Source organism: Roseateles subflavus (assembly GCF_030285365.1).
GTDB lineage: Bacteria > Pseudomonadota > Gammaproteobacteria > Burkholderiales > Burkholderiaceae_C > Roseateles_B > Roseateles_B subflavus.
The window spans coordinates 1101300-1125031 of sequence record NZ_JASVDS010000001.1; the positions used below are offsets into that span (position 1 = coordinate 1101300).

Sequence of the window (23732 nt, forward strand, 5' to 3'; positions counted from 1 at the left end):
TCAGGCGCCACTCTGGGGGCCAGGCGCCTCATGGGCTTCAAGTCCCCTGCGGCCCGGCCCCGCCGACCGATCCGGCGCACTCAATCGAGGAGTTCCCGTGACCTTGAATGACCCTGCCCCTGTCCACCTCCGTCATGCCTCGGCAGTGCCCTTGCTGTGGACCTGCCTGCTCGTGCTCAGCGCCTGCGCGTCCACGCCTCCTTCCGCACCGGCCTTGGCGGCGGCCGAGGCCGCGATGCTGCGAGCCCGTACGCCAGCCACGGCGGCGGACGCGCCGCTGGCCCTGCAGAAAGCAACAGACCGGCTTGCCGCAGCCCGAGCGGCGGCCGCCGCAGGCGACACCGTCCGTGCTCGTGAGTTGTCCGAGCAGACCGTGGTCGATGCCCGCGTGGCCGAGGCGCGTGCCGACGCCGTGCGCTCGAACCGGGCCGCCAGGGAGTCCGAGAACGCCGCGCGCGCGCTGCGTGAAGAGCTCCAGCGAAAGCCGGGGCAGTGATCCTGTTCCTCCACCTCGAAAGCACGCCATGAAGCAACGATTGATCCGCATGTCCTCGCACCGCCTCGGCCTTGTCGTCACGGCCCTCGCCGTGCTGGCGGGCTGTGCCAGCTCGCCCCCTGCCCACGAAGCGCTCGAGGAGGCGCGCAGCCGGCTCAGTGACGCCCAGCGCCAGCCTCAGGTCGCGGCCCTGGCCCCGAGCGAGTTGGCACGCGCCAGCGAAGCGGTTCAGCAGGCGACGCAGGCCCAGGCGAGCGGGGAGGGGGCGGCCCGCGTCTCCCACCTGGCCTATCTGGGCCTGCAGCAGGTGGTCATTGCCGAGGAGACGGCCAGCAGCCGCGCGGCGGAGGCGGTCGTCGCAGGGGCGTCCGCGGAGCGTGACCGCCTTCGTCTGGCCACGCGCACGCGGGAGACGGAGCTCGCGCGGGCCCGGCAGTCGACGGCCGAGGCCGACAGCGCGGCCAAGACGGAGGCCCTGTCACGGGCCGAGGCCGCCACCCGGAACGAGCGCGAGCTCGCGAGCCGGCGTGAGCGCCAGGTCATGGATCTCGAGACCCAGCTGCGCGACCTGGATGCCCGCTTCACCGACCGCGGAGCGATCGTCACGCTGGGGGACCTGCTCTTCGACACCGGCGAGGCCCGGCTGCGACCCGAGGGCACCCGGCATCTGGATCGTCTGGCCACCTTCCTTCGCCGAACGCCGGCGGGGCGTGCGGCCATCGAGGGCTACACCGACAACGTCGGCTCGGCGCTGGCCAACCAGGTCCTTTCCACGCGGCGCGCAGACGCCGTGATGCGGGCCTTGATCGAACTCGGCGTGCCGGCGGACCAGCTCAGCACGCAAGGCTTTGGTGAGGAGAACCCCGTCGCAACGAATGGCACGGCCTCCGGCCGGCAGATGAATCGCCGCGTCGAGGTTGTCTTCGCCCGGGCCGCCCATTGAGGGGCGCGCCCTGTGATCACAGGCGAGCCACTCGCCTCGCTTCCCCACTTCTGGAGATTCAGATGAGTACCTCGATGTTCAGCGCCGGCACACGAGTCGTCGGCGCCTCCCTCGCCCTCGCCCTGGCACTGCCGCTGATGGCGGGCTGTGCCGCCACACGCACGCAGGAAGGGACCGGCGAGTATCTGGACGACACGGTCATCACCACCAAGGTCAAGGCCGCGCTGCTGGGCGAGGCGTCGCTGAAGTCCGCCGAGGTCAACGTCGAGACCTTCAAGGGGCGCGTCCAGCTCAGCGGATTCGTGTCCACCCCCGACCAGATCGCCTCGGCCGTCCGGGTGGCCCGCGGTGTCAAGGGCGTGGGGACGGTGGTGAACGACATGCGGGTGAAGTGATGGCCCCCGGCCGACACGCAGTGCATGCCTGGCGCGGGGGTAACCCATGATCTACCGATTCCGTTCGCGGGACAGCAGCGATGTCCTCATGCTCGCTCCTGAGGCGCAGCGGGTGCTGCGCACCTTGGGCAGGGAGCCCGCGCCCATGGGGCTCATTCAGCCCGAGGCGATGGGGGCCGCGATCACATCCGTCGAGAACGCCCTCCGGGAGGAGGAGGCGCTCCGGGAGGCCGATCTCTCGGCGTCAGAGGGCACGCAAGCCCTGGCGGAGGGCACCGTCGAGGTGTCGCTGCACCAGCGCATCTGGCCGCTCCTGGACATGATGCGGCGCGCCCATCAAGCGGGCCAGGCCCTGGTGTGGAGCGTGTGAGCGCGGGGATGCAGGCAGCCCCTGCGCCCGGGCCCTCCACCGAGCTCCAGGCGCTGGACGCGGCCCACCGGATCGCGCAGACAACGCTCGGACGTCCTGCCGGTAGAGGCCTGGGGCCATGCGATCCGCCTGAACCCGCGCGCTGAGTGGTCGCTCGCGGCACAGGCGCCGCCAGGGCGGCCGCTCAGCGCGCATTCCCTTCGGGACTCGCGTGGATCACCCGTGTCATGGGTGTCATGAATGGCACGGCGTTGCCGCTTCCCGCGAGACTGCTGCACAGAAGAGCAGAGCACAGCGCGGCGCCGTGCCCGGCCCGCAGCCGCCAGGCCAAGGTGCGCCGGGTCCCCTCGCGCCGGTCACCGGCCACAGGGCCGGGCCGGGGAGGGGCAGATCGGGATGACGCAGGGGGAGGGGGGCGCCCTCGCGGACCGGGCGTCCGGCGGGCTGTGTGTTCATCGCGGGTCCCTCGGGCCCTTGCGGGCCGACTGCGGGTGCGTCTGCGGCACGGCGTTGGAGCGCTTGCGCTGGTCGGCGTTGGCTTCCAGCACGGGCGGATGCGACGCCGGGGTGGCGGGCGCGTTCTTGGGCTTGATCGACTTCTTCATGAGGTGCTCCAGGGGGGTGATCCCGGCCTCGAAGGATGTCGAACCAGGACCCGCCCGACCTTAGGCCGCCTGCATGCGTTTGACGGTGCGGCAGCGCACGTGATCGATGAAATGCCGGCGATCCGGAGCCAGCCGGGACGGAGCGCTTGCTTCGCGCCGGGACTACAGCCGCCCCAGCAGCCACAGGACCAGCACGACCAGCAGCACCAGGCCGATGCCGCCGGAAGGCGCGTAGCCCCATCCGCGACTGTGAGGCCATGCGGGAAAGGTGCCCGCCAGCATGAGCACCAGAACCACCAGCAGGATGAGGCCGAGTGTCATGAACGTCTCCTTGTTTGTCGGGTCAGGGTGACCGTGGGTTCGCCGTTCGTGCCGCGGCGACGGCCAGGGCGGGCGTCGCTGCGGCACGCTGGCCGGGGCTCGCGGCCCGGTTCGGGCCAGGTGGCAGCGCAGCACCGGCCGGCGTGAACCTCGCGACGATGCCAGGCTGCAGGAGACCAAGATAGGCGCCCGGGTCGTCCAGGCCGGTGCTCGATGCCCGCCAGCCCGCACGTGGCCGGCCTCGGCAGGGCGTGCAGGACGACAAGGCGGCTTGTGCCGAACGGCAGCGGCGCGAGTCATTCATGGCTGTCCAGGGATCGAAGCATCGCGCGGTCGCCTGTGGGGCGGTGGACGTGTCATCGTGCCGGGGAGGGGCGTCAGGACCAGTGGACGGCATCGGCGGTCTCCAGGGCCGTGCGCACCTGCGCCTGGTGGGCGGCATGGCCATGCACCACCATCACGTAGTGCTCCGTCATCAGGGCGGCTTCGCAACGCAGTGCCAGCGCTGGGGCGATGCCGACCTGGCACAGGGCCGAGACCAGCACCGAGGTGCCGGGGGACGGCGCCCCGGCCTCCAGGGACCGGATGAGCGCGACCACGAGCGGGCCGCCCATGGTCACGATGCCGAGGCCGGGCAGCAAGAACACCGCCGGAGCGAACACCAGGCCGCTGTTGCCGCCCCACAGCGCGCCCGTGCCACCCCAGCGCTTGATGCGGTCTCCCACGGTGTAGAAGCCCATCAGACGCTCCGTGGGGCCATACCCCCGACCCAGCACCGAGATCAGCTTGATGTCCAGCCCCACGCCCGCGAGGCTGAGGACGGCGTCCTCGGCCGCGCGCAGTGAACTGAACTCGTGGAACGAGGAAAGGGCATTGTTCATGGGGTGACTCCCGGTCCGGACAGGCGCCCGACCGTCGATGGCCTCGAGGGGACGGCGCCGGGCGTCATCGACCCGCGCGCAGGACCCGGCTCGGCGACGGCCGCGCTCCGGGTGCCCCTCATGCCCTGCAGCGTGCCCGGTGTACAGGGCCACGTCTGTGCGGAACCGAACGGTCGCCCGATCCGGCCCCGCGTGCCGCGCTGGATCGGGCCCCTGGACCGTGCCGCTAGACAGACGCCCCAGACCGCGGCATCCGCCGTCGGACGGCGAGGTACCGCCGCATGAACGGCCGGGCGGTGATGCCGTGCAGCACGATGGAGCTGGCCACGGTCCACAGCGTCAGCGAGACGAGCAGCGACGCCAAGGGCGCGTCGACGCCGTGGCGCAGGACGAGCAACAGGTAGTAGAGGGAACCGATGCCGCGGATGCCGAACCAGGCCAGCATGGGGGCCTGGCCGGGCGCGAGTCGCTCACCCCAGAGGGCAGGCGCCACGGACAAGGGCCGCAGCACGAGGAGCAACAGCGGGACGAACCAGAGGACGTGCGGCGTCCAGCGGGCGTAGCCGAGCATGCCGCCGACGAACAGCACGAGCACCAGTTCCGCCACCTTCTCCAGCTGCCCGTTGAACAGCTGGACCGCGCCTCGCATGGCCGCGCTGGCGTGATGTGAGTGGATGGACAGCGTGGCGTAGCCGTGAAGCTGCCCTGCCGGACTGCCCCCGAGCGGCTGGCTGCCGGCGCGGGGCCGCTCGCCGACGCGCTGCAGCGCCAGACCGCTGGCGAACACCGCGAGGAATCCCGAGGCCTGCACCAGCTGGGCCAGGCCGTGGCTCAGCGCGATCAGGCCAAGGCCGAGGAACACGTCGAGACCCAGCGCCTGGCGATGGCGGCCGCGCAGGTGAACCACCAAGCGGCCGATCGATGCGCCCAGGAGCGCCCCGATGAGCAGACCGGCCCCGCTGGACCACAGCACGTCCACGTACCACCATCGGTCCCATCCCTGCGCGGGCTGTCCGGTGGCCAGCAGGCCCAGGCCGAGCAGCACGAAAGGGTAGGCGGCGCCATCGTTCAGGGCCCCCTCGCCGGCGAGGCTGAAGCCGAGGCGATCCGGGCGCACACCGGATTCGGCGGGCACGCCCGACGCCAGCACGGGGTCCGTGGGCGCGAGGATGGCGCCGAGCAGCACCGCCGCTCCCAGCGGAAGGCCCAGCACCCAGGTCCCGACGGCCGCCACCAGGCCCACCAGGGCGACCAGGGACAGGGACGCCAGGCGCAGGGGCAGCCACCAGCGCCTGCTCGTCAGCGGCGCGCCCAGGTGCAGGCCGGAGGCGAACAAAGAGATGAGCAGGGCGGCCTCCGCGAAGGGCTCCATCAGGGCGGCGTGCCGGATCGGATCGGGGGTCAGCAGCCCCAGGGCATCTGGCCCCAGCACCCACCCGAGGGCCAGGTAGACCATGGCACTGCTGAGGGGAAGCCGCTGCAGCCAGGTGCCCAGCAGCACCAGGGACAGGAGCAGGACACCGATGAACACGGTCCAGTGGGGCAGGGACATGGCAGGACCTTCTGGTGGCGGCCGCTCAGGCCTGCCCTCCGGGCGGAAGCACGATGAGGCAGCGCGTGCTGCCGTCGGCCCCGTCGGTCACCAGCCATTCCCGCACCGCCAGCGGTCTGGCGCCCTCGGACGCGGCCTCGGCGAGCGCCTGTGCGGCCTCGCTGCGGCACAGGCTGAAGTGCCAGGTCCGTCCATGGCGCTGCAGTCGCAGGTGAACGACCGGCCAGTGGCTCGGCAGCTGCGGGTCGAAGCGCAGGCGTGGGCCATTCAACTCCAGGCCGCAGATGGACTCGATGGCGAGCCGGTACAGCCCGGCCGCCGAGCCGCTGTACCAGCTCCATCCGCCCCGTCCTGCCAGCGGTGGCTGGCTGCAGATGTCCGCCGTGACCGCATAGGGCTCCATGCCGAAACGGGGCCCCAGGACGGGGTCCGCGCTGCGGTGCGCCGGACTGCAGCACTGCCAGGCCCGCCACACCGAGTCCGCCCAGCCCAGCCGCGCCCAGGCCATGCCCGCCCAGACGACCGCGTGGGTGTACTGGCCGCCGTTCTCTCGAACCCCTGGGGGATAGGCCTGGATGTAGCCTGCCGCCGGCTGCTGCTGCGACAGGGGCGGGTCCAGCAGGCGCAGCAGCTGCCAGCGGGGGGCCCACAGCAGGCGCTCCACGGCCGCCATGGCCTGGGCCTGGCGCTCGGGGCGGGCGATGCCGGACAGGACACTCCAGGCCTGGCTGACCAGGTCGATGCGGCATTCGCTGCCGGTCGGCGTGCCCAGCGGCGTGCCGTCATCGAAGAAGGCGCGGGCATACCAGTGGCCGGTCCAGGCGGGCCCTTCCAGGGCCCGGCGCCAGCCCTCCGCGGCCGTCTGCCATCGCGCCACGCGCTCGGCGTCGCCGCGACGTGCGGCGAGCGGCGTCATGTCGGCGACGACCCGGCACAGGAACCAGCCCAGCCAGACGGACTCGCCGCGCCCGCCAGCGCCGACGCGGTTCATGCCGTCGTTCCAGTCGCCGCTGCCCATCAGCGGCAAGCCATGCGCCCCGACCTGCAGGCGGGCATCGAGGGCGCGCGCGCAGTGCTCGTACAGGGTGGCGGTCCCGGAGGTGCGTTCGGGCGTGGTGTAGGCATCGTCCTCGCCCGGGTCCAGCGCGGGGGCTTCGAGAAAAGGCACCTCGACCTCCAGCACCGCGCTGTCCTGGGTCGTGTCGACGTAGTGCAGCGTGGCATGGGGGAGCCACAGCAGATCGTCGCTGCATCGCGTGCGCACGCCAGCGCCGCTGTGCGGATGCCACCAGTGCTGCACGTCCCCCTCCTTGAACTGGCGGGCGGCGGCACGGAGCAGGTGCTCCCGCACCAGCTGCGGCGCCGTGGCCACCAGCGCCATCACGTCCTGCAGCTGGTCGCGGAAGCCGTACGCCCCCCCGGCCTGGTAGAACCCGGCCCGCCCCCAGAGCCGGCTGGCGGTGACCTGGTGCAGCAGCCAGTGGTTGACGAGCGCGTCGAAGAGCGGATCGGGGCTGCGCACCTGGATCGCGTCAAGGGGCACGTGCGGCGTCGAAGGGGGCGCCGCCAGCGCCTCCGCGGCCAATGCAAGCGCCGTCTCGGCCGTGGCGCCCTGGCCCAGCAGCACGTCGATGCGGCAGATGCTGTCGGCGGCGCACGCCAGGCGGAGTCCCGCCGCCGCACAAGGGTCGGTACCCAGTCCGGACCGTCTGCCGAAGCGCGAGGGCCAGGCCTGGCGCCCCTGCCGGTCCATCAGCTCCCGGCGATCGCAGGTCCAGTCGGACTCGCCCGCCACCTCGGCCCGGCCATCCGCTCCCCTGGATGGCCGCGCGGCGTTGACAGGGCGGCGAGCCCACATCGCCCAGAAGGCGGTGCTTCCGCCGTTGCCGTCATGGGCGTCCAGCTGCGTCGCCAGCATCACGTCGAGCGGCCGGGCTTCGGGCGGGGTCAACAAGGCATGGGCGGTGAGCACGGACTGCCGATCGACCAGGACCGCCCCCATCAGCCATTCGATGGCCCCGAGCAGGCGCATGCGCCTCGCGGAGGAACCCCGGTTGCGCAGCGTGATCTCCAGGCGGCGCAGTGGGTGCACGGCATCCACCTGCCAGTGCATGTCGACGGTCAGGTCGCCGAGGGCCTGGGTGATGCGGGTGCCTTGGGGGTGATGCACGACGTGCCGTTCGACTGTGTCCGGCCCGTCCCCCCCGGCGAGCTGCCAGACCTCGCCGGTGTCCAGGTCTTGCAGCGCGTAGTGCTCTCGCGCGGCGTCGCTCAGGGGGTCGTTGCTCCAGGCACTGAGCTGATTCAGGCGGCTGTTCCCGGCCCAGGACCATCCGGCGCCCCGCTCGGAGACCACCGTGCCGAAGTCGGCGTTGGCCAGCACGTTCACCCAGGGGTGCCAGGGCGGGGCGTCGCTGGAAGTGCTGAAGCCATAGGCGCCATCGGGCGGGCGGAAGCCCCCGTCGAAGGGACGCCCCGGCGCAGGCAGGGAGCGCGGCGTGGGCGGCAGGGCGTCGGGCGCTGCAACGCGGGACGCCTCCGGGCTGCGCAGGCCTTCGTGCCAGGTCTTGATGTCCGCCACATGACGGGCCAGCGGGCGCCCGTCGGCGTTGAGTCGCACGCGGGCCAGCAGATGCAAGGTGCTTCGCTCGACGGGGTTCAAGTCATCGAGGGCGACCAGGACCACGCTGCCCCGGCTGGCAGGCGGACCGTGCGGCAGATCCAGCGCGGAGGCGTCGCTCAGCGCTCTGAGGGCCTGCGCCACAGGCTTCAGGTAGGACAGCGGCTCGCCGTTGATCAGCACGAGATCCACGCCGACCCCCCCCTGTGACCAACTGCGCAGGGCTCGCAGCAGGGTGTGCACGAGGGGCAGACCCGCCAGGGAGGACACCGTGATCGCCAGCAGGGGCCGCTCGCCCGACAAGCCGAGGCGCCACAGGCTGCGGCGGTCGCAGGTCTGCGCAGCAGGCACGGGGCGGGCATGCAGCTGGACCAGCAGGCTGGTCAGCGCCTGGATCGCGCGCCGCTCCTCATCGTCGCCTTGCGCCTCTCCCTGGCGCAGGCTGTGCAGGGTGTCGCTGAGCTGCGAGGCCCGGTCGACGGCGCCGGGCTGCCGATGCCGGTCGACGAGCGCCGTCAGGGCGCTCATGTCCGTCGCCGCCGCCGTGGCCCAGGTGCACTGCACGGTGCCGTGGGCGGCGAGCGTCAGGGGCACGCTCATCGCGGCCACGGGATCCAGACCGGTCTCAAGAGGGCCGCTCGGGCTGGGGCCGTCATCGAAGTCCGCCCGCGGCGCCCAGGCCGTCTGCAGTCGGCCCAGCCAGCGCGCCCGATCGGCCAGCACGGCCGCGCCCCTCGTCCCGGGGGCATCGGTCTGCGCGATGAAGTGAACGACATGCAGCGCCGCTTCATCCGCGGTGCGCGGGCGCCGGTCCAGGTAGAGGGCCTGTGCGTCGGCATCCCAGCGTGCGTTGATGAACAGCTTGGCGAACGCCGGGTGCATCTCGTCCGCGCGGGCGTTGCTGAGGCTGGCCTCGAAGGCCGACATCAGCGACAGCGTCAAGGCGCGGCTGGAGGTGTTCCACAGTTCGACGCGGCGGAACTCGACGTCATCTTCCGGGCAGACCCAGACGGTGCATCGGGCGTGCAGATCGGGCCAGACGGCATCGAAGCACACGCGATCGCGGAGAAAGCGCGCCGAGTAGATGGCCTCGGCACTGGGCGCCGGGTGCAGCGTCAGTGAGACGGGCGTGGCCTCTCCCGGCCGGCGCAGGTAGAGGAAGTGCCCCTGCAGGTCGCGCAGGGCATCGTCGCGCCAGCGGGTGATGTCCGCTTCGCCATAGCGGCTCCAGCCTGCGCCGTTGGCCCGCAAGGCCACGCTGTAGACCGGTCGCCACGCCGACCTGGCCGAGCCGGCCTCGCGGTAGCCGGCGTTGCTGAGAAGATGCGTGCGCGCCAGCACCTCCTCGCCAGGCCGGACGGCTCGCTCGATCGGGGCCACGTCCGGCGGGTCGACCCGGGTCCGAAGGTCCGGGGGGGCGCGTCGGCGCCGCGGCACCTCCCGCGGCACGGACTCCTGCAGGAGCACCTGCATGGCCGCCAGCCGGGTATCCGACAGGGCCCACCGCCGGGGCTGGCCGTCCAGCAGGACCTGGGCCAGCGCCACCAGGGTCATGCCTTGATGGTGGGCCATGTAGGTCTGCACGCGGGTGCTGGCACTGCCGTCCCGTTGCCGACCGGGGGTGAAGTCCAGGGACTCATAGAAGCCCCAGCAGGTGCGCATGTGCAGGGCCTGCAGCCGGGTCAGGTTGTGGGTGGCGGCCGCGGCGTCCCACATGGCGGCCAGCGCGCTGGCATAGGGCGCGACCACGGACTCCTGCGCGGGGGCGCGACGCTGTGCCAGGCTCGCGACGCCCTGCGGGGCGTACTGGTAGGCCAGCGTGCGGTCTGTGGCGGCGTAGGCCGATTCACTGACGCCCCAGGGCTGGCCCCGCGCCCGCGCATCGCGGCGCTGCTCGGCGATCGCCAGGCGGGCGGCGCATCCCAGGACGCTCTCAGGCGGCTCGGCCAGTATCAGCTGCGGCATGAGGTACTCGAAGAGGGAGCCCGACCAGGACCGCAGGCCGACGTCGCACCCGACCGCCAGGAATGGCCGGCCCAGCGCGGCCCAGTGGGCGGGCGGGACGTCGCCCTTGGCCATGGCCCACAGGCTGGCCAGGCGCGACTCGCTCGCGAGCAGGTCGTAGTGACCGGGGTCCAGCCGTTGTTCTGCCACCCGCCAGCCCAGATGCAGCAGGCGGCGCTTCGGGTCATACAGAAAGCCGAAGTCGGCCGCCTCGGCCAGGCGCCGGCAGCGGCCCGCCTGCGCCAGGAGCGCCCGGCGCAGGTCCGCCGGCTCCCCCGCGCCCAGCGCCTCCGGGTCCTCGGGGCACTGGGCGGCGCCAAGCGCCTCGCAAGCGCCGGCCACGGCGATCAGGTGGCCGCAGAGGTTGCCGCTGTCGACCGTGGAGACATAGGCGGGTGCCAGCGGCTCGAGGGTGTCGGTGGCGATCCAGTTCATCAGATGCCCCCGCTCCTTCGGCAGCCGTTCGAGCGTGTCCAGCGTGGCCCCCAGCCGGGCGAGCAGCGCCTGAGGCGTCAGCCAGCCGAAGGCCTGCGCGCAGGTCGCGGAGAGCAGGTACAGGCCGATGTTGGTGGGCGAGGTCCGCTGGGCCACGACGATGCGCGGCAGGGTCTGCACGTTGTCTGGGGGCAGGTGATGGCTGCGCTCGTCGACCTGGTCGGCGAACCACGTCCAGGTCTCCCTTGCGACGGCCAGGAGGTAGCGCCGATCGTCCGGGCACGGGGCGGGCGAGGGCGCCGGCAGTCGGGCGGTCAGGGCGATCCACACCGGCGTGGCGGCCCAAGCCAGGCAGAGCCCCAGACTCAGGGCCGGCGCCGGCGTGTTCAGCCCCCACAGCAAGACACCCAGGCCGGCCGCCAGCAGCGTGACGGGGGCCTTGACCGCGACCTGTGCCCGCAGCGAAAGGGGCGCGCGCCGCTCGGCATCGGCCGCGGTCGTCCAGGCCAGCAGGCCCTGGTGGCTGACGCCGTTGCGCCAGAGCGTGCGCCCGATCGCATCAAGCGCGAGCAGCGACTGCTGGAGCCACAGGGCCAGGTGCCAGGCCACCGACAGCGCGCCACGCAGAAATTCCCGCAGGGCCTGCCGGCCGAAGGGGGCCAGGGCGACGTCGTCCCGGGCCGGCGCCAGTCCGGCGATGGCACTCAGCAGTGGGGCACAACCGAAGGCGCATGCAGCAAGCCCCAGGGCGGCCCAAGGCGACAGCGGGGCGCCGCCCAGCGCCAGCAACAGCAGCAGCAGGCTGGCCGGCGCGACGAGGCTGCGGCGGAGGTTGTCGACCAGCTTCCACTGGTCCAGCAGGGACAGGCCATAGCGGCGCGGCTGGCGCATCAGGGGCAGCAGTTGCCAGTCGCCCCGTGTCCACCGGTGCAGACGGGCGCTGGCGACGTCGGCGTGCTGGGGAAAGGGCTCCAGGAAGTTCAAGTCGTTGACGCCGCCGCAGCGCGCGATGCAGCCCTCGATCAGGTCGTGACTCAGGATCTGGGCGTCAGGCAGCCGGTGTCCGAGCACCTGATGCACGGCGGCCACGTCGAGCAGCCCCTTGCCACAGAAGCTGCCCTCATGGAACAGGTCCTGGTAGACGTCCGAGGCGGGTCCGCCGTACGCCTGGTGGCCAGAAACGGCACCGCTGAACAGCTGGTGGAACAGGCTGCCGCTCCTCACCGCCGGCCAGAGCGTCTGCAGCCGGGGCTGCAGAATCGCATGCCCCGCCATCACGCGAACGGGCTCCCCGGGGCGCTGACCCAGCCGGGGCCGGTTCAGGGGATGGGCAGCCACGGCGACCAGCTCGCGCAGCGTTCCGGGCGGCATCACGGTGTCGGCGTCGAGCGTGACGACATAGCGCGTTCCCGCCGCACATCGGGACATCGCCCCCACGTCAAGGAAGGGAGAGGGGCCGCCCGTGGCCAGCATGGAGATCAGCGCTTCGAGCTTGCCGCGCTTGCGCTCCCAGCCCATCCAGCAGGCCTCCCCCTGGCTCCAGCGTCGGGTGCGTTGCAGCAGGAGAAACCGCGGCGGCTCGCCGGCGGCGCCCGGGTGGCGCTGGTTGAGGGCCCGGATCCGTTTCTGCGCATGGGCGAGCAGCCCCGCGTCGGCGGGGGTCTCCGCGGTGGCCGCGTCGGTGAAGTCCGCGAGAAGCCCGAACTGGGCGCAGTCTTCGCGGTTGGCCAGGTGATGGCATTCCAGCTGCCGAACGAGGGCATCCAGGATGTCGAGGCGGTCCAGCAGGACCGGCATCACCACCAGCACGCGGCACGTGGACGGAATGCCGGTCTCGAAGGCCAGCCGCGGCAGACGCTGCGGGACGATGGACTCGCTCAGCAGCCGATGGACCACCGCGCTGGTGATCTCGCTGGCGGGGAGCAGGGCCAGTGCGGCCAGAAGCAGCCACAGGCCGGCATCCACGGGGCCCTGGAGCGCGCCGTGCATGAAGCCCAGCACGAGCAGGAGGCACAGGGTGCCCAGCGCCGCGAGAAGTCCCGTCACGCGCAGGTCCGGCGAGGGGCGCCCCGAGCGGGGCCGCAGGCCAAGGCGCGCCTGCAGGCGGGCGGCCCCGTGGCCCGTGAGCCAATAGCCCAGGGACTCGACCGGCTCCTGGCCCGCGGCTGGCGTCGATTCGGTCGCCAGCTCGAGCAGCTGTTCGGCCACCTGCGCCTGCGTGCAGGCACTGCGCCGCGCCAGGCGCTCGATCTCGTGCAGCGTCCGATCCTGGGTCCGGATGTCCTCCGCGGCGAACGGTGGCCAGTCTGACAGCTGCCGCACCAGCGTGCTGCACCTCGTGATCAGGGTGCGCCAGTCCGCTCTGGCCAGGTCGTTCAGCGCACCGATGCTGCGACTCACGCTGAGGGAGTCAGCGGCGGCATGCGCCTGCAGGGCCTCCAGGGCGGCGGGGGGATCCGGCAAAGCCGCTTCCAGCAAGGCGCGCAGGGCTTCCCGGGCCGCGGCCCCCTGCATGGAGCCCGTGTCCGAGTCCGCATGCAGCCGCTGCAGAATCTGCAACGCAAAGGCGTCGGCGGTGCCGCGCTGCTTCATCAGCGTGAAGCAGTCCAGCGGCGCCCGGGCTGTGACGGGATGCCGAAGCGCATCGCAGAGCCGATGCGCCAGACGACGGGCGGCGGCCTCGGCCGCGACCCGTTCGGCGAGGCGCCTCAGGTTCTCGGCGAGCAGGATGCGCAAGGTCGTGGGCAGCGCCCACAGCTCCGCCTGCTGCAGCGGATGGACGTGCTGATAGGCGTTCAGCAGGTCGCCAAGCAGGGACAGGTCCACTTCTCCGTCGGCATGGGCCAGGTAGTGCCAGGCGATGGCGTAGATGCGCGGGAGCCCCGACTGCCCCTCCACCCGCAGCGCGGGCAGATCCTCGTAGTAGCCCCGGGGCAGGTCGACGTGCAGGGCCTGCGTCTGGGCAATGACGTCCAGGAGGTTGTCCTGCAGCCAGGCCGCGGCCGGCCCCTCGGTCTCCTGGCCCCCCGACTGGATCGCGAGGACGCGCTGTGCGCGGCGCAGGACGCACAGGTTCTCTCGCAGCCGGGGCACGAAGGCGAAGCGGGGGCCCGGCGCCTGCGTCGGGCCGTGCGAGCGCGCGAGGTGGTCGCCGAGCTGCGTGAACCCCTCGCTCCCCAGAACCTCCGCGCGGATAGGCTCGGCCACCAGGCCGGCGGCCGGGTCGAGCAGTCGCCAGTCGAGGGCGCCGGCTCGACCGGGGAACAGGGATCTCAGGCCAGCCACAGGGCCGCCGTGAGCAGCAGCAGCAGGACCAGCAGCGAGGAATGCAGGCGAGGGCGCATGACGGTGTGACAGGCGTGGGCGATCCCGCGCAGTCGATGCCCCGCCCCTCGGGAATGGCTGCAGGCCCGCAGGTGCTCACACAGCACCTCAGGGGCCACGCGACTGAAGGTGATCCGCATGGTTCAGCGTCCCGTCCGCAGGCCCATGCCCAGCGCCACGAGCGCCAGCAGGGCCGTCCCGGCGGCCAGTTGGCGGGCGAGGCTGCCCGCCTCGCCAGGCAGGGCCAGGAGCCCGATTCCCCCAGCGACGAGGGCCACGAGACAGAAGAGCAGGGCGTAATGCAGCATGGAGACTCCGAGGGCCAGATGGGAGGATGTCAACCCATGGTCCGCCGCCGAGGGCCGCCCCGTCTGTGCGCCAGCAGACAGTCCGCCTCAGGGGGCGCGCCGAGGGCGTGGCCGCGGCCGGTCACCGGTGCGAAAGATGTGGTCCCAGAACGCGCTGGTGACCCCGTAGTGGCCGGGCGTCCCCAGCTCGCCGCGGGCGGGGGACGCCCGCTGGTGGTGCCGCGCGTGCCAGCGGCGCTGCCGGCGCAGCAGGGAGCGCCCGGGCCGGGCGGCCGTCGGCGGGAGCGGCCGATGCAGGACGTGGTGAATGACCGCGTAGCAGAAGTAGCCCGCGAGCAGACCGAAACCGAGGGCGAGCGCCGGCCAGCGTCCCATCCACCAGCCCATGGGCAGCAGCAGGAGCGTGAACAGACCGGCCGTCAGCAGCGTGGGTGCGGAGATGCGGGCGTCGGGCCGGCCATGGTGCTCGGCATGCCAGTCGCGGAAGGGGCTCAGGCCATGCAGCACGAAGCGGTGGAGCAGGTACTCCAGGAGCGTCCATGCTGCGGCGCCTGCCATCACCCAGCCGAGCAGGGGCGCATCCATCGGGTGCGTCAGCAGGGCCAGCGCCAGGCACGTCAGTGCGATGGCATAGAAGAGGAAGTCCGCGCGGTAGACCGCCAGCCCGGGTTCGATGCTCAGGAATCGCAGGGCGGGAGGACGGTGGGGTCGCATGGGCAGGCGTCAGTGCAGGCAGCCGCGGGCGCCGCTGTCGAAGGCCCAGCCTGCGTTCTCCGCCGGGTCCCGTCTGTTCGCTACCGCACACAGGGGCTGGCGCTCCTCGAATCGGCGGCGTCTGCGTGCGGCATCGAACCGACCTGCGCGACGCTGCGGCGCAAGCTGGCCCCGCCGTCAATCGGCAAGGCGCCTGTCGATGTCCGTCTCGCGCCGTCATGTCCGCGCCGCCGGTGCGCGACTTTTCCACTGACTGATGACCTGGAGTTTCCATGAACCACGACAAGACCCAAGATGCCGAACCGAGCGTGCTGGAGCAGGCGGGCGATGCCATGCGCCATGCCGGCGCCCAAGGCAGCGAGGCGCTCCGGCATGCCGCCGCAACGGCTTCCGATCTCACGCACCAGGGACTCAGGCAAGGCCGCGGGCTGGCCGGTGCCTGGCACGACGGTGCGCGCGACCACATCCGCTCACATCCCATGCGCTCCGTCGCGTTGGCCGCGGGCGGAGGGGCGATCCTGGCGTTGCTCGTGCGGGTTCTCGGCCGCTGATCGGCGCGGCCTTGAGCTGACGCCCTCTTGCACGCAAGGGACGCAAGGCAGGCATGACGATTGCCCTGTGGACTTGTTCTACGAGTCCGTTTCCTGGCATGCCTCTGCGGTGCTATGTCCGACAGCGCACAGACGTTGGGTGCTCCGAAGCGCTCGGGTGTCCGTCCCAGGAGTCCCTGCCATTCAGGAGCCGCCATGTCGATACTGCAAGAGCCCTGCGATCCGCTGACCAATCACGTGCTGGCAGCCCTTCCGCACGGCGAGCGAGAGCGCTGGGTCGACCAGCTGGAGTACATCCCACTGCAGCTGGGACAGGTCCTGTACGAGTCCGGCCGTCTCCAGACGCACATGTACTTTCCGACCACCGCCATCGTGTCCCTGCTCTACGTGATGGAGGACGGCGCATCGGCCGAGATCGCGGTGGTGGGCTGCGAGGGCGTGGTCGGCGTCGCGCTTTTCATGGGGGGCGAGACGACGCCCAGCCGCGCCGTGGTCCAGAGTGCGGGTGGCGGCTACCGGCTGAGGGCGGCCGCGCTGAAGACCGAGTTCAACCGGTACGGGGAGGGCATGCATCTGCTGCTTCGCTACACCCAGGCGCTGCTGACCCAGATGGCCCAGACCGCCGTCTGCAACCGGCATCACCTGCTGGAGCAGCAGCTGTGCCGCTGGCTTCTGCTGAGCCTGGACCGCATTCCTGGCGACGAGCTCGTGATGACGCAGGAGCTGATCGCCAACATGCTGGGTGTCCGGCGGGAGGGCGTCACGGAGGCGGCGCTGAAGCTGCAGCGGCAGGGCCTGATCGAGTACGCCCGCGGGCACATCAAGGTGATTGATCGCCCTGGCCTAGAGAGTCGAAGCTGTGAATGCTATGCGGTGGTGAAGCGCGAGTACGACCGGCTGCTGGCGCCGCATGGGGTCGGCCCCCCCTAGCACCGCCGGGCGATCGGTGCGCTGGCGCACAGCTGAGCGGCGCGACTCCGACCACACTTGGCCATGCATGCAAACCTCCTGCTCGACCATCTGCCCGCCGGGGAACTTCGCCGGCTGCTGCCCATCGGATCCTCGGTGCAACTGCGGATCGGGCAGGACGTTGCGCTACAGAACCAGCGCTGTCGCTGCATCCACTTCCCTTTGCAAGGTTGGATCTGCCTGGTCACCAGACTCGAGCCACACGCGCCGCTGCAGCTGGGCATGGTGGGCGCCGAGGGCGCCATCGGGGCTCACCTGCTGCTGGGGCAGGAGCGCTGCCTGGTCGGGGCCGTCGTTCAGGAAGGGGGAGAGGCCTGGCGCCTGCCGGCCCATGCCCTGCGCAGGGCTCTGGCGGAGACCCCCGGGCTTCAACGGCTGCTGGGCCGCTATCTGATGGTCCAGATGCGGACGACGATCACCATGGCGGCCTGCTTGCATTTCCACACGCTTCGGGCGCGACTCGCCAGGTGCCTGCTCATGGTGCTGGACCGGGCAGGTGGCCGCGATTTCGCGGCCACGCACGAGCTGCTGGCGCGGTTGCTGGGCGTTCGTCGCGTGGGCGTGACCGTCGCAGCCGGCAGTCTGCAGGATGCCGGCCTGATTCAGTACCAGCGTGGCCGGGTCGATGTGCTGGATCGACGGGGCCTGCAGGCCGCGTCTTGCAGCTGCTACGAGCAGGACCGGCAGGCCTACCAGAGGGGCATGCGCTTTGCGCCCGCGGCTCGATCGCACCCGATGCCAGGCCCTGCCCGCCTGCTCACATGATGGAGGAGCTTGCACGATGATCAATTCGGAGTCCCGCACCGTCATGAACGGTGCCGCCGGTCATGGCGCCGCCCCTCCCGAGCGTGACGTCGAGGCATCCCTGCGCCAGCAGCTGAAGGAGGCGCACCAGACCCTGCGGGTGCTCGAGCGCCATTGCGATCGTCTGGAGGTGGAGCTCCGCGACGGTCTGCGCAGGGAGCGGCGTCACAAGCACCGTGCCGATCACGACGACCTGACGGGACTGTTGAACCGGGCGGCGTTCCGGGAGCGAGCGGCCCAGGTCCTCCAGAGCCCTGGCGATCACGCGGTGCTCCTGTTGGACATGGACGACTTCAAGCAAGTCAACGACCGCCTCGGGCATGCCGCCGGCGACGACGTGCTGCGCATCGTGGCGGCGCGGCTGGTGCATGTGCTCCGGGCGGGCGACCTCGTCAGCCGCCTGGGCGGGGATGAGTTCGCCTGCCTCCTGACGGGCATCGTCGATGCGCAGCAACTGCTTGCGCTGGAAGCGAAGCTCGAAGCGGTCATCGCGGCACCCATGCAGCTGGCATCCCATCGACTCACCACCTCGGCCAGCCTGGGCTTCGCGCGCTGCCCGGCGGAGGGGGCCGACCTGGCCACGCTGCTGGCGTCCGCCGATGCGGCCATGTATCTCGCCAAGCGGAGGCATCAGACCTGCGCCTCCCCGGGGGCGGCTGAATGCGGAGGCACCGGCGCCGGCCCCGAGTGCCCGGCGTGACCCTGTTCCGCCGGCGCGGCGCTCATGGCTGAGGGGGCGTGGCCGCCCGGTCATGCACGGGGCCGTAGAGGTCGCGCCGTGTGAGGGGGAGGGCGGCTTCGGCGCCTCGTCTCGAGGCCAGGATCTGGCTGACGCCCGTCCCGCCGGCCTCGAACTCCAGGGCCGATGCGGCCATGTAGAGCCGCCAGATGCGGTAGTTGGTCTCGCCGACCTCCCGAATGGCCAGCTCGCGTCGCGACTCGAGCCGGGCCACCCAGTGACGCAGCGTCAGCGCGTAGTGGCGGCGCAGGGCCTCGACATCGTGGATCTCGAATCCACAGCGCTCCATCCCCAGCTGGATGTTGCTGAGGCAGTCGAACTCCCCGTCGGGGAAGACGTAGCGATTGATGAAGTCGGTGGCGACCGTGCGGTTCCACCCTTCTTCGTCATGGGTGATCCCGTGGTTCAGGAACAGGCCGCCAGGACGCAGGACGCGGTGCACCTTGGCGAAGTAGGCGGGCAGGTTCTTGAGCCCCACATGTTCGATCATGCCGATGCTGGCCACTTTGTCGTAGGCGACGCGCTCGGGCAGATCACGGTAGTCGAGCAGGTCGATGCGGACCTGCTGCTGGAGCCCCTCCGCCGCCACCCGCCGACAGGCATCCTCGAACTGGGCGTTGCTGAGCGTGATGCCGTGGACGATCGCGCCATGGTGCCGGGCGGCCCAGCAGGCCAGCGCACCCCAGCCGCAGCCGATGTCGAGAAGATGCTCCCCCGGCCTCAGCCGCAGCTTGCGGCAGATGTGGTCCAGCTTCTGTCGCTGCGCCTGCTCCAGGGTGTCATCCGGCGTTTCGAAGTAAGCGCAGGAATAGACCCGCTCCGCATCCAGCCACAGCGCATAGAAGGCGTTGGAGACGTCGTAGTGATAGCGCACGGCCTGCCGGTCGGAGGCCCTCGTATGCCGCCGCGACGCGCGGGGCACGGCACGTTCCGTCGGGCGGCGCTCGCCACGGGCCGTCGGGTCGCGTCCGAGCCGAAGGCACTCGACCAGGAGCGCCAGTCGTTCCCGCCATGGGAGCGTCAGCCGCTCGAAGTGAGCCTTGAGAGAAAGTGCCGCATAAAGGTCCCCGTCGACATCGATCTGACCCCGGAAGTACGCGTCGACGAGCGGCAGCGGACTGCGCGTGGTCACCAGGCGGCGCAACAGTCCGGTGTCGTTCAGCTGCAGCGTGAAGGCGGGGTCGCCGCGACCCGATCGCAGGGCGTGTCCGCTTTGCAGCCTGACTTCCGCCGGCACAGGCAGATCCCGCAGCAGTCGGGCCAGGATTCGAAGCGCGGAGGGCCGGCTCTCCAGATTGCCTGATGTGGCCGAGGCTAGGTGTCGTGTGGTGTCCATGGCGTCCTCTCTGCAGGCCATTGGGCGGCCCGCGCTCCGGGCGTGGGCCAGGGGGCAAGCGGCGCTCCCGAACGTCCGGTCGATGCCAAGGCATGGCTTCCATGACGGCGCGCTCCGATGCGCGCCTCACGCGCGGGAGCCCGGGGCTCCGAGGGGCGGTCCGTGCCGGTCGAAGTGGCCCCGACGCTGCGTCTGTGTGCAGCATCGGCATGGGGGCGGGGTGTCGCAAAGCCCTTGTGGGCCGCTGCCTCATCCGGTCGGGCTTCGGTGGTGCGCACGGCATCTGGAGGGCGGGCTGTCATGGCGCTGATCCTGCCCAGGAGGGGGCTTGCTGACGGTGCGCCACCGCACACACCGCAGAAGGCCCGCCAGCCGATGGCGGTACCGCCGGATTCCACCCCCGTGGGAACGACCGCGACGTGGAGGCCTCATTCATCGGCGACCCGGCAGACCCGGTCCGGCGGCCTGAGCGCACGTCGCGCGGGGGCGAGCCGATGCGGCAGCGGCAGCCCCGTGCAGCGAGGCCTGATGTCAAGCCCGAGTTCGGACGCAAACCTGGACGCCGGACGTGCCGGCTCATGCCGGGCAGCGCGGGGTGTTTCCGGGCGACTTCCTTGGCAGCTCAACACATGCAGGCGCAGCCGCCCGCTGCTCAGGACCTCGTTGGACGCTGCGCTACTTGCCGATGCAGAACCGGCTGAAGATCTCTCCCAGCAGGTCGTCCGCCGAGAACGCCCCGGTGATCTCGCCCAGGGCGTCGTGGGCCAGACGCAGCTCCTCCGCCATCAGGTCCAGGGCCGGAGGCTCGACTTCCACCTGCGCCAGCGCCAGGGCCAGGTGCTCGGCGGTGCGGCGCAGGGCCTGGACGTGGCGCTCGCGGGCGATGAAGAGCCCCTCCGGCACGGCGTGCCAGCCGGCATGCGCCAGCAGCTCGCGGCGCAGTTCGGCCAGGCCGGCGCCCGTCTTGGCGGAGAGCTGCACCGCGCCCTCCGGCAGGGTCAGGTCTTGCCTGGTGCGCAGCTCCGCCGAGGTGTCGGCCTTGTTGTAGACCTGCAGCAGGCGCGTCGGGTCGACACGGGCGAGGCGCTCGCGGATCTCGGCGTCACCCGCCTCGTAGGCCGTCTCGCCGATGCGGGTGAGGTCATGCAGGAAGAGCACGACGTCCGCCTCGGCAATCGCGTCCCAGCTGCGGGCCACGCCGATGCGCTCGACCTCGTCGCTGGTCTCGCGCAGGCCGGCGGTGTCCGTGATGTGCAGGGGCACGCCCTCGATCTGGATGGTCTGGCTCACCTTGTCCCGCGTGGTGCCGGGGATGGGGGTGACGATGGCCAGCTCAGCGCCGGCCAGGGCATTGAGCAGCGAGCTCTTGCCCACATTGGGCTGGCCGGCCAGCACGACCTTGATGCCCTCGCGCAGCAGGGCGCCCTGGCGGGTGCGGTCCAGCACGTGCTCGAGGCGGGCCTGGATGCGGCGCAGCTTGCCCAGGGCATCGGCCTGCTGGAGGAAATCGATCTCCTCCTCGGGGAAGTCCAGCGTGGCCTCGACCAGCATGCGCAGGTTGATGAGCCCGTCCCGCAGCTCGCCAACCTCGGTCGAGAGCGCCCCGGAGAGCGCGCGGCTCGCGCTGCGGGCGGCGGCCTCGGTGCTGGCGTCGATCAGGTCGGACACGGCCTCGGCCTGTGCCAGGTCCAGCTTGCCGTTGAGGAAGGCGCGCTGGGTGAACTCGCCCGGCTCGGCCAGGCGCAGGTGGCGCAGCGCGTCGACGGCGGCCCCCGCTTCCAGGCAGCGCGCCAGCAGCAGCTGCAGCACCACGGGACCGCCGTGCGCCTGCAGCTCCAGCACGTGCTCGCCGGTATAGGAATGCGGCGCCGGGAAGTGCAGGGCCAGGCCGTGGTCGATGGCGTCGCCGTTCGCCGCGCGCAGCGGCAGGTAATGGGCCTCGCGCGGGCGCAGGGCACGGCCGCAGATCTGCTCGATCAGCGGGGTCAGGTCTTGCGCAGACGAGACGCGCACGATGCCGACGGCACCCCGGCCGGGGGCGGTGGCGATGGCGGCGATGGGGTCTTGGTGGCGGGCCAGCATGGGCTGCATTGTCCTATGCCGCGCCGCCGGGCCCATGAGAACGGCCCCGGGCTGCAGGAGCCGGGGGCCGTGGAAGATGGCGCGGGGGAGGCGGCCGTGGCGGCTCTCGTGAGCCCCGCGGCAGGCCTGTGATGCAGCCCGGTGGTGTGGACCGCCTGCATCAAGCTGCCCCGCATGAGTGCATTAAAGGCGACGCTCCCGCCGAAAAAAAGCCCCCGGACGCGGGGGCGGCCGGGGGCTTCGTGCGCTAGTTCGCGAAGGCGCTTACTTCTGCACGCCCATCTGGCGGTTGATGAGCCACTGCTGCGCGATGGACAGCAGGTTGTTCACCAGCCAGTACAGCACCAGGCCGGCCGGGAAGAAGAAGAACATGAAGCTCAGCGCGAGCGGCATCATCCACATCATCTTCGCCTGGGTCGGATCGGCCGGCGTCGGGTTCAGGGCGACCTGCAGCAGGCTGGAGGCCGTCATCAGGATGGGCAGGATCAGGTAGGGATCGGCCGAGGAGAGGTCGGTGATCCAGCCGATCCAGGGCGCATTGCGCATCTCGACCGTGCTCTGCAGCACCCAGTACAGGGCGATGAAGAAGGGCATCTGCAGCAGCATCGGCAGGCAGGAACCCAGCGGGTTGACCTTCTCCTCGCGGTAGATGCGCATCATCTCCTGCTGCTGCTTCTGCGGGTCGTTCTTGTAGCGTTCGCGCAGCTCGTTGATGCGCGGGCCGACGGCCTTCATCTTGGCCATCGAGCGGTAGGCGCTGGCGTTCAGGCCGAAGAAGGCGATCTTCAGCAGCACGACGAGGATCACGATGGACCAGCCCCAGTTGCCCAGGATGCCGTGGATCTTGTCCAGCAGCCAGAACAGCGGCTTGGCGATCACGTAGAACACGCCGTAGTCCTTGACGCGCTCCAGGCCCGGGGCGAGTTCGGCCAGCTTGTTCTCTTCCTGCGGGCCGGCATACAGCACGTGCTCGGCCGAGGCCGAGGCGCCCGGATTGATCGAGGCCAGCGGGAAGACCTGACCCACGCTGTACAGGCCCGATTCGGTCTTCTTCACGAAGAACTCGCGCGGGCCGGCGGCGTTGTGCAGCCAGGCGGTGGTGAAGTAGTGCTGGACCATGGCGACCCAGCCGTCGTCGGCGTGCTTGTCGTAGTCGGTCTTGCCCTTGTCCAGGTCCTTGAACTCGAACTTCTGGAACTTGTTCTTGTCCGTGTAGATGGCCGGGCCGATGAAGGAGGCGGGCGCCATGTAGCCGGAGGAGGACTCGGCGGCCGTCGGGCGCACCAGCTGCACGTACAGCTGCGGGCTGACGGCAGCGGCACCGGCGTTGACCACCTCGTGCTTGACGTCGATGGCGTAGTCGCTGCGCTTGAAGGTGTAGGTCTTCACCAGCTTCACGCCGCCCTGCTCGGGCGACTCGAAGCGCACCGTCAGCGAGCCGGCGCCGTCCCTGAGCTCGCGCTCGGTGCCCACCACGTTCATCAGCGTGAAGTGGTTGGGTGCGCCGGGCGTGCCGACGAGGCCGGACTCGGGGCGGTAGGTGGCGGCATCGAAGAGCACCACGGGCTGGGGCTTGAAGCCGGACGGCGCCTTCAGGCCCACGAGGCGCATCAGCGGGTCCATGAGACCGTGGGTCTCGGTCGTCAGGTGCTTCAGCAGCTCCACGCGCACGAGGCTGCCGCCGCGCGTGTCGAAGGTGGCCTTGACGACGTCGGTCGTGACCTCGAACTTCTCGCCGGCCGGCTGGGACGAGGAGGCGGCGGCGGCCGGTGCGGCCGCGGCGGTGCCGGCGACCGCGGGCAGGCTGCCCGAGGCCGGCACGCTGGCCGCGGGGGCGGCGCTCGCGACGGGCTTGGCCGGCGCGGGGCTGAACATCGAGGGGTGCCCGTTGTATTTCTGCCAGCCGTCCCACAGGAGGACGAGCGACATGGTGAATACCACCCACAACACGGTGCGGCGAATATCAGTCATGGAGAAGCTTCAGGATGGGAAGAAGAGGGTGTCGTGCTGCCCCCGAGCCCGAGGCGCGAGAACAGACGGGGCGGATTGTCAGGCACGGGATCATGTCCGCCCAGACAGAAGGGGTTGCAGCGCAGGATTCTCGCCGCGGCCAGGTAGCTCCCGGCGATGCCGCCATGGCGGCGCACCGACTCCATGCCGTAGGCGGAGCAGCTGGGGTAGTAGCGGCAACCGGCCTGGATCCAGGAGCTGATCAGCAGCTGGTAGGCGCGGATCAGGCCCATCAGGAACCATTGGAGGGGGCTGCGGCGGGCCGACATGGCA

At 71.2% G+C, this 23732-nt stretch carries 20 protein-coding genes; 8 read left to right on the top strand and 12 right to left on the bottom strand.

Annotated elements, in window-relative coordinates; translation table 11 throughout:
• Positions 1–151 precede the first annotated feature (151 nt).
• The 4 genes from QRD43_RS04910 (at position 152) to QRD43_RS04925 (ending at position 2204) form a co-directional block, all read left to right on the top strand.
• Positions 152–496 (top strand): DUF4398 domain-containing protein, encoded by a 345-nt coding sequence (locus QRD43_RS04910; RefSeq protein WP_285981352.1) that lies wholly within the window; start codon positions 152–154, stop codon positions 494–496.
• Positions 497–524: 28 nt separating this feature from the next.
• The gene (locus tag QRD43_RS04915) at positions 525–1439 is read left to right on the top strand and encodes an OmpA family protein (protein WP_285981353.1); all 915 of its coding nucleotides are present in this window, start codon (positions 525–527) and stop codon (positions 1437–1439) included.
• Between the two features lie 74 nt (positions 1440–1513).
• Entirely contained in the window at positions 1514–1834 is a 321-nt protein-coding gene (locus QRD43_RS04920; protein ID WP_434063829.1) for a BON domain-containing protein, read from the top strand.
• 46 nt (positions 1835–1880) lie between these two features.
• The gene (locus QRD43_RS04925) at positions 1881–2204 is read left to right on the top strand and encodes a DUF1840 domain-containing protein (protein WP_285981354.1); all 324 of its coding nucleotides are present in this window, start codon (positions 1881–1883) and stop codon (positions 2202–2204) included.
• Positions 2205–2656: 452 nt separating this feature from the next.
• Here the strand turns inward: QRD43_RS04925 and QRD43_RS04930 are convergent, their stop codons facing one another.
• The 8 genes from QRD43_RS04930 to QRD43_RS04965 form a co-directional block, all read right to left on the bottom strand.
• On the bottom strand, positions 2657–2809 hold the full coding sequence (locus QRD43_RS04930) for a hypothetical protein (protein ID WP_285981355.1): 153 nt from the start codon (positions 2807–2809) through the stop codon (positions 2657–2659).
• Between the two features lie 162 nt (positions 2810–2971).
• A complete protein-coding gene (locus QRD43_RS04935) occupies positions 2972–3130 on the bottom strand; it encodes a DUF3309 family protein (protein WP_285981356.1) in 159 nt (52 codons plus the stop codon).
• Positions 3131–3507: 377 nt separating this feature from the next.
• The gene (locus QRD43_RS04940; RefSeq protein ID WP_285981357.1) at positions 3508–4011 is read right to left on the bottom strand and encodes a DUF1269 domain-containing protein; all 504 of its coding nucleotides are present in this window, start codon (positions 4009–4011) and stop codon (positions 3508–3510) included.
• Positions 4012–4237: 226 nt separating this feature from the next.
• The gene (locus QRD43_RS04945) at positions 4238–5563 is read right to left on the bottom strand and encodes a cation:proton antiporter (protein WP_285981358.1); all 1326 of its coding nucleotides are present in this window, start codon (positions 5561–5563) and stop codon (positions 4238–4240) included.
• A 25-nt stretch (positions 5564–5588) separates the two neighbouring features.
• Complete coding sequence (locus tag QRD43_RS04950) at positions 5589–13907, bottom strand: GH36-type glycosyl hydrolase domain-containing protein (protein ID WP_285981359.1); 8319 nt, start codon at positions 13905–13907, stop codon at positions 5589–5591.
• Complete coding sequence (locus tag QRD43_RS04955) at positions 13895–14086, bottom strand: hypothetical protein (protein WP_285981360.1); 192 nt, start codon at positions 14084–14086, stop codon at positions 13895–13897. The genes QRD43_RS04950 and QRD43_RS04955 overlap by 13 nt, the downstream gene beginning before the upstream one ends.
• Positions 14087–14089: 3 nt before the next feature.
• A complete protein-coding gene (locus QRD43_RS04960; RefSeq protein WP_285981361.1) occupies positions 14090–14254 on the bottom strand; it encodes a hypothetical protein in 165 nt (54 codons plus the stop codon).
• A gap of 87 nt (positions 14255–14341) precedes the next feature.
• Complete coding sequence (locus tag QRD43_RS04965; RefSeq protein ID WP_285981362.1) at positions 14342–14968, bottom strand: sterol desaturase family protein; 627 nt, start codon at positions 14966–14968, stop codon at positions 14342–14344.
• A gap of 272 nt (positions 14969–15240) precedes the next feature.
• On the opposite strand from QRD43_RS04965, the gene QRD43_RS04970 reads away from it, so the two are divergent.
• From QRD43_RS04970 to QRD43_RS04985, 4 genes are all read left to right on the top strand, one after another.
• Positions 15241–15519 carry a hypothetical protein gene (locus QRD43_RS04970; RefSeq protein ID WP_285981363.1) on the top strand — a complete coding sequence of 93 codons (279 nt, stop codon included), beginning with the start codon at positions 15241–15243 and terminating at the stop codon, positions 15517–15519.
• Positions 15520–15714: 195 nt separating this feature from the next.
• A complete protein-coding gene (locus QRD43_RS04975) occupies positions 15715–16449 on the top strand; it encodes a Crp/Fnr family transcriptional regulator (RefSeq protein WP_285981364.1) in 735 nt (244 codons plus the stop codon).
• 63 nt (positions 16450–16512) lie between these two features.
• Positions 16513–17253: a Crp/Fnr family transcriptional regulator gene (locus QRD43_RS04980; protein ID WP_285981365.1), complete on the top strand. Its 741-nt coding sequence runs from the start codon at positions 16513–16515 to the stop codon at positions 17251–17253.
• Between the two features lie 16 nt (positions 17254–17269).
• The gene (locus QRD43_RS04985) at positions 17270–17992 is read left to right on the top strand and encodes a GGDEF domain-containing protein (protein ID WP_285981366.1); all 723 of its coding nucleotides are present in this window, start codon (positions 17270–17272) and stop codon (positions 17990–17992) included.
• 22 nt (positions 17993–18014) lie between these two features.
• Here QRD43_RS04985 and QRD43_RS04990 read toward each other — a convergent pair whose 3' ends face one another.
• From QRD43_RS04990 to yidD, 4 genes are all read right to left on the bottom strand, one after another.
• On the bottom strand, positions 18015–19367 hold the full coding sequence (locus QRD43_RS04990; RefSeq protein WP_285981367.1) for an SAM-dependent methyltransferase: 1353 nt from the start codon (positions 19365–19367) through the stop codon (positions 18015–18017).
• Positions 19368–20042: 675 nt separating this feature from the next.
• The gene (gene mnmE, locus QRD43_RS04995; RefSeq protein WP_285981368.1) at positions 20043–21449 is read right to left on the bottom strand and encodes a tRNA uridine-5-carboxymethylaminomethyl(34) synthesis GTPase MnmE; all 1407 of its coding nucleotides are present in this window, start codon (positions 21447–21449) and stop codon (positions 20043–20045) included.
• Positions 21450–21713: 264 nt separating this feature from the next.
• Positions 21714–23420, bottom strand: coding sequence for a membrane protein insertase YidC (gene yidC, locus QRD43_RS05000; protein ID WP_285981369.1), 1707 nt, complete (start codon positions 23418–23420; stop codon positions 21714–21716).
• Positions 23417–23692, bottom strand: a complete 276-nt coding sequence (yidD, locus tag QRD43_RS05005) for a membrane protein insertion efficiency factor YidD (RefSeq protein WP_285981370.1) — start codon at positions 23690–23692, stop codon at positions 23417–23419. The genes yidC and yidD overlap by 4 nt, the downstream gene beginning before the upstream one ends.
• Positions 23693–23732 lie beyond the last annotated feature (40 nt).